The organism is Hoylesella buccalis ATCC 35310 (genome assembly GCF_025151385.1).
GTDB classification, from domain to species: Bacteria; Bacteroidota; Bacteroidia; order Bacteroidales; family Bacteroidaceae; genus Prevotella; species Prevotella buccalis.
In genome coordinates this window covers 2054959-2069485 of the sequence record NZ_CP102287.1, presented here as the reverse complement: position 1 = coordinate 2069485, position 14527 = coordinate 2054959, and the positions used below count along the sequence as shown (strand labels likewise).

Annotated in this window: 3 protein-coding genes; all 3 read left to right on the top strand. The window is 48.1% G+C overall.

Annotation, left to right across the window (positions count from 1 at the left end; translation table 11 throughout):
* Positions 1-550 precede the first annotated feature (550 nt).
* From NQ518_RS08565 to NQ518_RS08555, 3 genes are read left to right on the top strand one after another with little or no spacing between them, the layout of a single operon-like run.
* Positions 551-3523: a T9SS C-terminal target domain-containing protein gene (locus tag NQ518_RS08565; protein WP_227962252.1), complete on the top strand. Its 2973-nt coding sequence runs from the start codon at positions 551-553 to the stop codon at positions 3521-3523.
* Positions 3524-3535: 12 nt separating this feature from the next.
* Positions 3536-13486, top strand: a complete 9951-nt coding sequence (locus tag NQ518_RS08560) for a SpvB/TcaC N-terminal domain-containing protein (protein ID WP_227962253.1) — start codon at positions 3536-3538, stop codon at positions 13484-13486.
* Positions 13483-14466 (top strand): hypothetical protein, encoded by a 984-nt coding sequence (locus NQ518_RS08555; RefSeq protein WP_004350363.1) that lies wholly within the window; start codon positions 13483-13485, stop codon positions 14464-14466. Before NQ518_RS08560 ends, NQ518_RS08555 begins: the two co-directional genes overlap by 4 nt.
* Positions 14467-14527: the final 61 nt, after the last annotated feature.

Sequence of the window (14527 nt, the reverse complement as noted above, 5' to 3'; positions counted from 1 at the left end):
TGGAAACGAGCGTGTTTCTTTTCCTCTCTTTATTCTGCAATGCCTCAAAGACCACTTATCTAACGTTGCAAAGGTAGTCTTTATTTTCGATGAAAACAAGAGAAATCCACACTTTCATCAGTCCGTTTCATTTTTCCGCACTTGAATTGCCGTTTTATGCCCAAAGCCCATCTCATCGTGAATTTGCTGTTAAAAACTTCCTTTTTATTGTCTTCATCATCCTTTTGCGTGTTAAAAATAAAATTTTTCTGTGCAATTCCTTGCAAATTAAAGAAGAATAACCTATATTTGCGTTTAGGAAAAAACAACTTAAACGTTCATGCTTATGAAGACAACGTTGATTTTACCAATTTCAGCCCCCTTGACATAAAGAACGCCACTTTCGGCAGTCAAGGGAGATATGCAGGACTCTACGAAAAGGCTTTGCATTAATCAATTTTCGCACACACGATACAATCCATCCCACTTTTATTTTACGGATTTTCTCTCTTTACCGTTTTTATTGCGGGTATCTTATCAGACTGAAAAAGAACATAGACAGTATTAACTTATGGGACGACATTTACACGAAACAGCATTTCTAATAGTTACAGCCTTATTCATTCCCGTGCAGTCCCGTGCGCAGTCACCCGGTCAGGTCAGCGGTGCGGAGGCATGGCTGAAGACCGTCCCCCTGACGACGGATCTGCAGGGGTACTATCATTGGCGCGACTTCTCGGGCGACTCCGTTAGAACCAACCTCTACGATGCCAAGGGCGCAGCCTACGGTGGTGAGTTCACGCAGCGGCACACATGGATACGGACTTTCAACTTCAACCCCGCCCTGAACTTCTCCGAGGGGAATCAGCCGAAGGAGAGTCTACTGAAATACTCCAACCTCGCGCAGATGACCGTCATCGGGGTGTTTGCCCCGACGACCACCGCCTATAACAAGGACGAGGTGCTATATGCCGTCAGCGGACGCAAGGGTGCGGGAAGCCTCGTGAGCAGGGACAAGGCGGTCGGGCAGCAGGGCATAGAACCGCTCAACTACGGAAGCACGGCCGGCGAGGACCTTCTTTATTCGGGGAGCGAGAGGCAGACCGCAGAGGAATTCAAGTCCACGAGTCCCCGCATCGTCTCATACATCAGGGCATACGCCCCCGTGCATTCCGTGTGGGGAGAAGGCAGACGTGCGACCATCACCACGGGAACATACAGGGACGGAGACGTCAATTTCTCGACAGCCTTTGACAAGTCCCTGTTCGGGGGCGGTGCGCTCAATGGCTACACGCCCGAGCTCATCGCATACGGCAGGACGCTCACGCCGCTGGAGCGCAGGCAGGTGGAGACCTATCTCGCCATCAGATACGGCATCACGCTCAACGGCTCATACTATACGGGGACTGGCAACCTTTCATGGGACAGGGACGAAAGCGCCGCCTACCACCACAGGGTGACGGGCATCGGGCGTGACGACGCGGGCGACCTCTTCCAGCCTCTCTCCACGACGAGCTACGAGGAAGCACCAAGATACTCTACTGAAAAGACATACGACAGCTTCAGAGACGCAGACCCATACGGCCTGCCGACGAGCCAACGCCTTCTCGTCATGGGACGCGAGGATGGCTCTCCCATGCCCGACGGCAGCTTTATGATATGGGGCGACGACAATGCCGCCACGACCACCGTCGAGACGGAAGGAAAAACACCGTGGCACGTCATGAACCGCAGGTGGCTCGTCAGGACGAACATCGACTCCACCGAGTACAGGAAGGACATCTGGACGCAGAACGGCATCACCGTCACCTCCGACGGTTTTATGGATGCAGTGTCGCAGAATGAGCCCAAGGAGGGCGCATACATCGTCAGTTCCCCGCTCGACACGGGAAACGGTACGATGGAGTACACCAACCCGAGACTCCATCCCGCCTACAACGTGGGCTTCACCGAGGCATCGGGCACGAAGTGCGCATACGGCTTCAACGTCAGCGCACGGGGTGAGATCCGAATCGTAGAGGACGGAACAATACAGAATCGTGTCTTAACAGGCAATACGGGCGGAAAGAGTTTCATCGTACGCAGAAAAGGAAACAGCGTAACCTTACTCATCGACGGCAGGGGCAGCAAGGAGCTGCAGATAACCATACCCGTTGAAAGCACGGCAAGGGCAGCCTGCATGATTTTCGAGACGACAGGCGGCGAGACTGCATTAAATATCCCAAGACTGCGCAGAAATGGATTCGGAGACAGCGGCAACATGGTCGAGCTCGGATATGGAGTCCTCGCCAAAGGCAACAAGTTCGCAGGCACGGACTACCGCAACGTCTTCATGCTCATAGACAGAGGTGCGGGCGACAAGACCGACATACATGAAAACATCATCATCAGATGCTCGCGCAAGGACGCGAGCCGTGAAAAACTCGTCTTCGACAACATCTTCATGGACACCGACGGCAGTGGATCTGACACGTTCACCTTCGCCTGCTTCGACGGCATTTTGGCACGGCTGACACCGCACAACGCGAGCTGCACGGGCGGAAAGCCGAGAAAGGACGGCAGCCTTGACATCAGCATGGTGGTCGGCCTGCCGAGTTTTTCATACAGCCTGCTGGCGGACTCCGTGGAGAATATGGAGAAAGGTGCCGTAGCTTCACGGGGAAACTTCACCACGAAGACATACACGGTGAAGAACCTGCTCCCGGGAAACTACAGTCTGCTCATTAAGCAGAACGCGGGCATCGACATCACGGCGGAGAGCACGGGAGGCGTCGAGTATGCCCATGCGGTCGGTCGCCGAAAGCAGGGAGAGGTCACATGGACTATTCCCTCGCTCACCTCCGACTACAGGGCGGGACTCTGCACCACGCTCGGACTGGGAAAGAACATCCTCCACGGCTTCGACGTGAAGAATGCCACGGCACAAGTCGTGGTCGAGGGTAAACCCATGGGTGCTGCCGTCACCCTGAATGGAGGTGACGCACTCGGCATCATCTTCACCCCCGACACGGTAAGCTATACGGTAAACGGCATCGTTGTCCACCGTGCGGCCAAGAAAGCTGGTCTCGGCTGGCTCTTCGGCATGGGCTTCAACAAGGGACTCTCGACCATCGACGGGCTGAGCATCGACGGTGGAGACTTCGCCCTGACGAGCGTTTCGAGGGGCGTGGCCTACGAGACGAGGAAGGCTGTCGAGGACAGCATGGCGGTAATTATCGGCAGCGAGTGCAGCCCGAACGTGCCCAAGGCACAGGCAAGGTCGGCAGAAAACACCTCCTCCATCGAGAGGCAAGCCCATTCTGCCCTCACCGTGACAAGGAAGGACGGGACCGGTATGGCGTTCAGTGCCGAGCTGAGACTTGCCAAGGAGACCGATGCCGAACTGCTCGTCTATGATACATCGGGAAGGCTGCTGAGCCGGACGGACATGGCGGGAGGCACCATAAAGCGTGCCGACTTCACCGTACCGCAGACGGGCGTGTACGTCGTTAAAGCGCTCACCTTAGAAGAGGAATTCACAAAGAAGATAATGGCAACCTACTAAACCCCAACGGCTATGAAGACAAAGCATTACCTCATATCGGCGGCATTACTGACAGCCATCACCGCAGCCATCGCTGCGACGCATATATACAAGGGACAGGACAGTGCACGTGAAAACAACGGCACGAGTATATCACAATCCATGGCAGCACAGACCGAGACATTCACGAAGAACGTCCATAACGCAGAAAAAGCTACGCAGGGAATATCACGGACGGCAAGGAAGGAGGATAAGTCAAAGACGACAGCAGCAGCAACTTCTTCCGTTATGGCGACCGCCTACACGGCAGACCATGCCTCGGGCATCATAGGACAGCCCGACGGACGGGTTTCGGACAACCCCGAGGACAACATCTTCGAGATAACAGTCGAGAAAGTCTCTCCAAATATGCGCGCATGGCTGGTCTATGACCTCAAGGGCGTAAGTTCTGGTCAGGGCATCAGCAGGAGCATCAACGATCGCACGGCTGTCGGCGGCTACCTTACGGTTCTTTCCAAGGACTGGAAGACCGTCAGGGAGGAAATAAGCCCCGAGTGGCTGAAGGACGGCAGGAACACCGTCCTCTTCACCATTCCGACGGATGCTTCCTACGCCTATTCGGTCAGGAACGTACATATCGAAACCGTAGCGGATGCTAAGACAAAGACTAATACCAATAAGCAGGAAGAAATAATCCTTTCCTCCGCCCCCATAGCCTATGACGGTCAGACCTACCTCTACGGCTTCGTACGAGGGAAGGCAAGCCGTATCTCAGTGAACGGCACAACCATCACCGTCCATGACGGAGAATTCGAGGGCATCGTGCCATCGACGGGCAGACAGCTCAAGCTCACGGCAGTCATTGATGGCAGGAACATCAGTAGGAAAATAACACCCATACAAGGAGGCAGGGCGGACTATGCCCGTGCCCTCGTGTCCGTCGGTGGAAAGGCGGAGAAGCAGTTCCTCGCACACAGGGCGGACAGCATCGCCATCGGCGGCAACGTCCTTTCCGTGAAGGCTGCGGACATCGCAAGGAACGGCAGATACTCCGTCACGACACTCCGCGAGACGGACATTCCTGCCCTTGACTACGGCATGACCAACGTCACCGCCAAGGGAGACGGTTACCGCTTTCTGCCCCACGGCAACCACTTCGAGGGCAAGGGTGCGACGGTGAAGATAAAATACGACCGCACGCGAATCCCGAGCGGTTTTACAGAAGACGACATCAATACCTATTACTTCGACAAGAATACCAAGCACTGGGTGGCACTGGAAAGAGTCAGGGTGGATAAGAAGGAGACCTGCGTCGTGTCACGCACCACGCACTTTACAGATATGATTAACGGTGTCATCAAAGCACCCGAATCACCACAGACCGATGGATTTACCCCGACGATGATGAATGACATCAAGGCAGCGGATCCGACATCAAAAATCAATCTTATTACTCCTCCTACGGCTAACAACCGCGGCTCAGCTAATCTACAGTATGGCTTCGAGATGCCACCTGCCCGCAATGGTATGGCTCCTTCTTTGGGCATACAGTACAGTAGTGAAGGCGGTAGTGGATGGCTTGGAGAGGGTTGGAATCTCTCTGTTCCTTCTATTACGTTGGATACTCGCTGGGGTGTTCCAAGATACGATACAAGTAAAGAAACCGAGACTTATTTGATGTCGGGTTCTATGCTTTCCACGATGGGTGACGACGGCAAGATGGGTGTGGCTCACCGTGGTGAGAAGATGAACCGAAAAGCGGACAGACAGTTCTACACTCGGCAGGGAGGAGACTTCAGCCGTATTATCCGAAAGGGTAATTCTCCTACCGACTATACTTGGGAAGTAACCGACAAACAAGGAATCAAATATATTTATGGTGGAGAAGGTGCCGTTCTCAAAGGTACCATCACCGATGCAAGCGGTCAAAGCCGTGAGGTGATTACCGAATGGAAGCTCAAACGTGTGGAAGAAACACACGGTGATTATATCGAATACGTCTATGAGACAGCCGACGAACCTGTTCGTGGTGGACTTGTGGCAAAAGCCATTTATCTTAAGGAAGTACGTGCTGGTAATAGCGGACAAGCACCCCACACAGTGGTTGTCTTAGAAGGCAGTAAACAGAAACGACTCAAAAACAACAATGCAAGATATGGCTTCCTAACCTCATCGAATCGTTTGTTAGAGAAGCTAACGGTGAACTTCCAAGGAAGTACGCTCCGCAGTTATGCCTTTACCTATGGCGAGGGTGCGTTCAACAAAGATGTGCTTACGGGTGTGAAGCAGCTCGACGACAAAGGTGCAGAAGTGTCTTATCAGAATTTTGACTATTATGATGATGTACAGGCTGCCAAGGGGTATGTGCCTTTTAAGGAAAAACAGGAAACATGGAATACGCACAACGACCATTTAGGTGCAGGCTTCTTGAATCCATTACAATTTGTCAGCAAAGCTTTTTCTGACAAACCCAGTGCCCTTGGTGGAACAACGAGTTTCTCCCTTAGTGGATCATTTTATGCCGGTATCGGTCCGATGGATGGAGATAAATGGAAAGGAAATACCATAGGCGCATCTTATGGGTATTCTTTGGATAAGAGCAATGGAGTCTCTACATTGGTGGATATTAATGGTGATGGGCTTCCTGATAAGGTCTTTAGAAAAGGTGGCGCACTTTATTATCGTCCCCAAATACCGACTTCGCAAAATAGTGAAGTACTATATGGAGAAGATGTGCGTATTGTAGGAGTCTCTGGTTTCTCCAAGATAACAAGTTCAACCCATAATGGAGGGGCAAAAGCCACTGTTGGTTATCAGTTATTCACGGCAGAAGTAGGTGTTGATTTCTCTTCGACCAAAACCAAGACAACGGAATACCTTTCAGACATCAATGGCGATGGCCTCGTAGACTTGGTTTTCAACAAAAAAGTGTATTTCAACCATATTGAGTTCGACAAGCAAGGTAAAGCCATTCCTGTTTTCACCCTCAGCAGTGCTGATACGCCGAGTCCGATTATCTACAGTGGTAAGATAGATGCCTCTGTCATCAAGATAGACCCTGCAGAGCAGGAAGAACTGATTAAATCCTCTCCTATGGAAGATATGGTACGTGTATGGCAGGCACCTAAAGATGGAATCATCAGCATCTCGGGTACAGTTAGTTTGATTACTCCAACAGGCGAATACGATACCGATGAGTATGCTCATGCTGATGGTGTGCGCGTAGCCATTCAGAAAGGTAGTACGGAACTCTGGAACAAGAAAATTACCAAAGGAGATGGAACGGCTTATAATGCTACGACACAGAATATCACTGTCAAGAAAGGCGACCGCATTTACTTCCGTGTTCAGTCTGGTACAGAGGAAACAAGCAACGGTGCTTTTGATAACGTGAAATGGGCGCCTGTCATTACCTATACAGGTGCGGCAGAAACACTCCCTGGCGGATTATCTACCACTGTTTATCAACCTCAGGAGGGTGCCATTTATGATGCCAATACACTGACCAATGTGGCGGAGAGCACTTCTTTGAACCTGTCAGGCAAGTTCACCAAACCCGTCACCACGGATGACGTTACGCTTAAAATCATTGCTTCAAACAGTGAAACAGATAGTATAGGAAACAAGAATCCGACATATCAGCGTAAGGTAATCTATACCCGTACCTTTGCATGGAAAGAAGCATTTAACGGAGAAATCCAACAAACAATCCCTAACCCTGATGGCTTGACAAATCTGAACTTTGAAATCAGTTCTTCTTCTAATGTGGACTGGTCGAAAATAAAGTGGACACCACAAATAGAGACCATAGGCAAGGATGGAAGCAGGCAGCGCACGGCAGGGGCAGCCCATTATGTTCTCTTTGCTGACATGGTCAGTGAAGGTAAGCCTGTAGTACTTGCTTCCAATGTTTCAACCCTGACAGTTACTCCGAGTATCACGATGCTACCACCAACGGCAAACGGAATGGTGACGATGACAGTCAAGACTGTAGACAAACTGCTGGGTAAAAAGACTTACACTTTCAGTGGTGGTAATCTTTTAGGAGACCCGCTGACAGTCCCTGGTGTCAGTGCAGGCAAGATATGGATAGATTACTCTTATTCAGGTAACATCTCAGGTCAGATAGTAACTTCTGCAGCTACTGTCAGTGGCATAGGAACGGTACTGGCAGGCTTCTATGCTCAGACAGAGAACAAAGGCTTCGGCACAATGTATCGTGGTTGGGGTGGCTTTGTTTATAATGCTTCCGAAGGTAGGTATGGCAAACCTATTGATGAATCACTGTTGAAGCTCCCCGATAGCAAGGATGCCAAGATAAATCCATTAACCATGCCATTTACCCCCATTGGAACAGATCAAATGACCTTTGCACGCTGGATTGGTCAAAATGAATTCATTTATCTGACGGCAGATGCGATGGGAACTGCTCGGTTGGGTGAACAGCAAGTCATATTGACAAATCCTTTAGAAGGTAGTACAGAAACAGCAGCACTTACAGGAGATTGTTTGCAAGGAACAGGAGCTACTGCAGTGACACTGGTATCAACCAGCAAAAGTACAGTCAAACAAGGAGGTAGTATGGGAATTACCTACAATGAAGCAGGAGGAACATCAACAACAGATGTTACCATGACGGATATGAATGGCGACGGTTATCCAGACATTATCGCAGGCGGTACTATTCAATATACCAACACTCAAGGCGGTCTCAGTGGAGAGAAATATGGTGGTATGGGTAAAACCACTGGAACGCATAGTTCCAAAGCATGGGGAGCAGGCGGAAAACCTGTCGCTTCCGGTGTAGCACTCTTGGATATGATGACACCCTACAAAGGCGGTTCTACTGGTACGCAAATGAATACTGGGCTCAAAAAAGCTCTCAATAACCTGCGTACATCTTTCCTTGCCAAAATATCCATATCTGGTAACATTCCTGAGAATACAGAAGACGCTGTAGAAACATTCATGGATATCAATGGAGATGGACTCCCCGATAAAATTCTGACAGATAGGAGAGTTCGATTAAACCTTGGTTATTCGTTTGCTGATCCTATAGCATGGGACATAGATCGCATACAGGGCGGAAAGACAAACTCTTACAACATGAGTATAGGCGCCGGTGATACGATTTTTACAAAAAAACATATTACAGAAGATAAGAAAAGTATAGTAAAAGCTTCGGGGAGCGTTAGTGGAGGAGTCGGTTTGGTAACCTCTCGAGGTGTAGAAGAATATGATTTGATTGATATCAACTCCGATGGCTTGCCCGACAAGGTCTGGATGACAGACGACAAGGTCTTTGTCGCCTTGAACAAAGGAGACGGATTTACTGATGGCATTCTTTGGAAAGGAACCTCGTTGTTGAGTGAAAACATATCTACAGCAGAATCGGTTAATGGTGCATTTACCTATACAATTTTCACCCCCATGCCTACGCCGGTTGTCAAGATTTGTCTGAATCCCGGCACAAGCACGGGACACTCCATCAACCGCACGACCTACTCCCTGCAGGACGTTGACGGCGACGGGTATTTGGACATCGTTGAGTCCGATAAAGAAAGCGAACTAAAGGTTACTCGCTCCGCCATCGGCAGGACGAACATGCTTAGGAGCGTGACCAACTCGCTCGGCGGCACCTTTACGCTCGACTACGAACATACCACGCCAACTTACGGACTTCCCGGCGGTAAGTGGGTGATGTCTTCGGTCACAGTCGATGACGGTATCCATGATGACGGTCCGCTGATGAAGACCGTCTTCGCCTACTCCGATGGACAGAAGGATCGCCACGAACGTGAGTTCCTCGGTTTTGGAAAGGTCGTAACCAAGAATATCGACACCGAACAGGGAGAAACCGCAGTCTATCGTCAGGCTGTGCAGCTCTACGATGTGTCCACCTACTATGCACAGGGCAATGAGCTTGGAGCGTCTGTAGAGGATGCCAAAGGCAACAAGTACACCGAGACACGCAATGAATATGACGGCTATTATATCACTGCCAGCGGTGACAGATATACTTTCAACAAACAGAAGAAACTCTGTAGCGACCGTGCTTCCGCTTTCGTGCCGCTACGCTATACCGCCAATAAGCAGTATGAGGGACAGGCAACCGGCATCACCACCTCTGAGGCTTGGAATGAGTATTACCTCACTAGCTATCACGGAGAACTGAAGTCCTACAAGTTCAGTGATAAGGGTAAGTTGGGTGCTGACGGTTCGGGTAAGTTCGACTACCAAACCGCAATACAATATGCTCACAATGATAACAAACATATCTTCGGGCTACCTACCAACGTAACCGTAACGGGCGGTGATGGTAAGATTTATCATCAAGTTTCTGCGACTTACGATTTGAACTATGCCGACCATATTACGCAGATTAAACAACAACTCGGAAGCGGTGAAGCTGTCTCTGACTATACTTATGATACTTACGGCAACATCATCAAGACCACGCTTCCTGCTAACAGCAAGGGACAGCGCATGTGGTACACCTACCGCTATGAGCCGGTGATGAATATGTATGTGGAGCGCATAGACGATGCCTTTGGCTACCGTAGCGAGGCAGCCAACTTCGACTACCGCTATGGTATGGCACTCCGCCGTATGGATCTCAACCACTTCTATTATGAAACGGATATAGATAACCTCGGACGTGTGAAAGCTGTGCGTGGTCCTAATGAGTTGGCAACAGGTGTGCCTTACATCATTGCCTTTGACTATCAGCCTAAGGCTACTTTCGGCACCAATGGCATCACTGCACCTGCGTACGCAGTGACCAAGCATTACGACATACAGCACCCAAGTAACGATTTGGAGACCGTCACCTTCGTGGACGGCTTCGGGCGTCCCGTTCAGGTGAAGAAAGACGGTGTGGTAACGACAGCTGCCAAGGGTAGTGCTCCGAAAGACGAGATCGTGATGATTGTCAGCGGACGCAACGTCTATGACGCTTTCGGTCGTGTGGCTAAGGCTTACTACCCTGTAACCGAAGCTGTGGGAAACAAGACAACTTTCAACAAGGCTTTTGACAACGTGTCGCCAACCGTAACGGTTTATGACGTGCTTGACCGTGCCATGAAAGTAACACTTCCGGACAATGCTGAGACCAAGACGGAATACTCTACGGACGCAGGTAGCAATGCACTCGTAACGACTGTAACTGATGCGTTGGGTAATCGTCAGGCAACCTATACCGATGGTAGTGGCAAGACCGTGAAGACCGAGCAACTCAGCGGACCCGATGGTATCATTACCACCTCCTTCGAATATGATGGCATTGACCGATTGGTCAAGGTAACAGACACCGAGGGCAACGTAACGACATCCGTCTATGATATGGGCGACCGTCGCACTGAGGTAAACCACCCTGCAAGCGGTATCACCACCTTTACCTACGATGCTTTGGGCAATGTGCTCACCAAGCAGACAGCCAATCTCAAAAAGGAGGGCAAGACCATCAATTACGAGTACGACTACGGTCGTCTGACGGCTATCAACTATCCCGACCATCCGGAAAATAACGTGAAGTACCATTACGGTGGTATCAACTCTTCTCACAACCGTATCGGCAGACTGATGCTCCGTGAGGACGGCAGTGGCGCTATCGAGTATTACTATGGTAAAATGGGTGAGGTTACCAAGACCGTGCGCACGCTGATTGTGCCTAATCAGGCAGTGGCAACCTACGTAACACAGTGGAAGTATGACAGCCATAATCGCCTATTGGAAATGATTTACCCCGATGAGGAGAAAGTAACCTACGGTTACAACCTCGGTGGGCAGGTAGACCATGTGCGTGGCTACAAGTCCTATGGCTACGATTATGTGAACAAGATTGGTTATGACAAGTTCGAGCAGCGCACCTACCTGAAGTATTGCAATGGAGCGGAAACCTTCTACAGCTATGACCCGCAACGACGCAGGTTGCAGAACCTCGTAGTGAATGCTAAGGTAGGTACTATCATGGACAATGCCTACAGCTACGACGCAGTGAGCAACGTGCTCGGTATTAAGAACAATGCTCCACTCCCACAGAGTGGTAAGGCAGGCGGACAGATGAGCCATAGTTATACTTATGACCCACTGTATCGTTTGGCAAGCGCAGCGGGAACTTATAAGGGAACAGACAATAAATCCGCTTCTTATACCTTATCTATGGGCTACGACAATATGCATCGTATCACGAGTAAGAAGCAACACCTCTCACAGACAGGTGTGCAGTTCGACGGCACGCTCAACACAGGCTATGACCTCACCTATACTTATCAAAAGGCAGAGGGTAAGAAGTTCCAGCTTGACAATGTTCGTGATATCAACTACCGAACGGAGGAGACTCCGACGGACAGCACCAATATCAACAACGGACACAAATACACTTACGACCTCAACGGAAACCTCGTCTATATCAACACCTCTCGTGTGAAGAAAGACGGCAAGGAGGATGAAAAGGCAAGTGAGCAGAAGTACCGTTGGGACGAGGAGAACAGACTCTTGGCAGCTGATGAAAACGGCTTTGTGAGCAACTATTGGTATGATGCCGATGGTGAGCGCACGGTGAAGAGCAGTGGCGAGAATGAAGCCATCTATGTGAACTCCGAGTTCTCGGGTGGCAACACCGGTACGGCACGCTTCTCGCTCTATGTCAGCCCATACCTCGTGGCAGGGCAAGGTGGCAAATATACGAAGCACATTTATGTAGGTAGCCAGAGAATTGTCAGCAAGCTTGGCGACCTCGCTTCTTATGGCGCAGACCCAAGGCGAATACCGTATGCAGGCAATGAAGCCGATGGCTTGACCATTAACTACAAGGACAAGTATGCAAAGCAACTGCAATCCATTAAGGATAACTACAAGACGTTTGACTTGCCATACAATGGTGAGGACAATGACGACTACGTGAACGGTCAGGGTTTCTGTTGCAACGATGGTACGCCGGAGGCGGCACAAGCCCGTGCGATGGCACGCACAAGAGCTGTAAACGATAATTTCCACGATAAGGATAATTATGAGAAGATGCAGTTCTACTACCATCCCGACCATTTGGGTAGCAGTAGTTACATCACCAACTTGGACGGCGAAGTATCACAGCATATCGAGTATGTACCGTTCGGCGAAGTGTTCATCGAAGAGCGCAACAATACGTGGAACACGCCGTACCTCTTCAACGCTAAAGAGTTTGACGAGGAAACAGGTATGTACTACTATGGTGCAAGATATATGAATCCCCAAAATTCTATGTGGCTGGGGGTTGATCCGCTAACGGAGAAATATCCGAATTTAACAGGATATTGCTACACAAATAATAATCCTGTCAAGTATATTGATCCAACTGGTACAGATTGGTATAGAAATGATGAAACTGCTGCTATTTTCTGGCAGGAAGGGAATGCTAACTCTATAACATACGATGGTCAGGAGTATAGAAATATAGGTGAAACATATAGTATATATCAATCTGGAATGAGATACGATTATCAGCAGGATAAGATTATAAAAGTATCCGATGCAAGTGGTAGGTTTAATGTAGAAGGTGGGCAATATATACCTAAGAGTTTTATAACAGATGATGGAACTAAAGTTAGTGTAACTTTTAAGTATAAGAGTCCAACTGGGGGTTATGGTGATTATGCATTGTCAAAAGATGCTGTTAGTTTATTAATTAAAGGGATAAACGATGCTAATATTTCTGGCGCAGGAATTACTTCTATTGATGTTTCTACAACTACAACTGGGAAACATTCCCCTACAAGCAATCATTATGCATCAAATGGAGGAAGAGCTATAGACATTGACATGGTAAATGGAATCTCAGTTAAAAATCCTAAATCACATGAAAAAGTTGATGCTTTTCAACGTGCAATTAGAGAGAATCCTATCTTAAGAGAGAATTTTGGACCTAATATACAAGAAAAAGAGGGGAAAACTAAGAGGATCTCTGGGCATAATAATCATATTCATATTGCAACTCAAAAGCGATGAAAAAATATAGGGCATGTTTTTTAAGCATAATTATATTGTATTGCTATATAGGATTACCTATTTATTCACAGAATAAGGATACTTTGTGCATTCACGGAGATTTTGTTTGTACAATAGGTAAATATTTGGTTTATTGTCAAAATAGCGATGATACGGAAGCGATTGAAAGGAAACTGCAAAGACTGGATATAAGGAATTACCGCAACCACAGTTATTGTATCGATTCAACCATGACCTCGAATTGCTTAAAGATCTCGGACTCTGCACTGATATATGCAAAAGGTAGGAATATTATACTTTGGCATGTTCCTCAAAATGCAAAATATATTTATTGGCATTCAAAGCAGAATTTACCCATTGTGAACCTAGCTCAAAGTCGGAATAGGGATTATTTAATGGTGAGTCGAATAGATTACGAAGCAGAAGAGATGCTATTAACAATTATGGGAAAGAAAATGAATATTCTTTTTGAAAAGAAAATTAAGCTAAATGGTATGGAGATAGAGGGGGCGATTCCTATATCGTATGCCATTGAATCTTGTTTTGTTATTCTTGTCCAGGACAAATTATATCTCATCGACTGTGAAAGATTAAAAATTAACTTAATCACGAATCATTGTGATGTTTTTACCACCAGTACTCACTCAATTATCTATTACAAATTTATTTCAGATGATAAAACTAGAGGATATGAGTTGATACCATCCCGAAACGAAATACAAGAAATAGACAGGAGTCTTGAACAATCCTTATATGATTGTCCTCTGACTTGGTTGTTTACTTCAAGAGTTAACGACGAAAATATTCCCATATATTACGTATGCGGAAAAGCGTATCGATTAGAAAAACATAATTGGCAAGAAATTCCTAAAATAATTATCTATCAAGATAAAGCAATTAGTATTACCGTCCCAATTATTAATGGTACTTTTCAATATAACTGGTTCAGTTTTTCTTTTCTTAATGATAGTGATTGGTAATGCTTCAGATTGGGAGTTGTGAAAATAGGGGCTTGATTATCAGGACTATCTGATAAATTAA

Excerpts from the sequence above, each read along its gene's own strand:
- NQ518_RS08565 (WP_227962252.1), top strand. The coding sequence starts at position 551 with ATGGGACGACATTTACACGAAACAGCATTTCTAATAGTTACAGCCTTA.
- NQ518_RS08560 (WP_227962253.1), top strand. The coding sequence starts at position 3,536 with ATGAAGACAAAGCATTACCTCATATCGGCGGCATTACTGACAGCCATC.
- NQ518_RS08555 (WP_004350363.1), top strand. The coding sequence starts at position 13,483 with ATGAAAAAATATAGGGCATGTTTTTTAAGCATAATTATATTGTATTGC.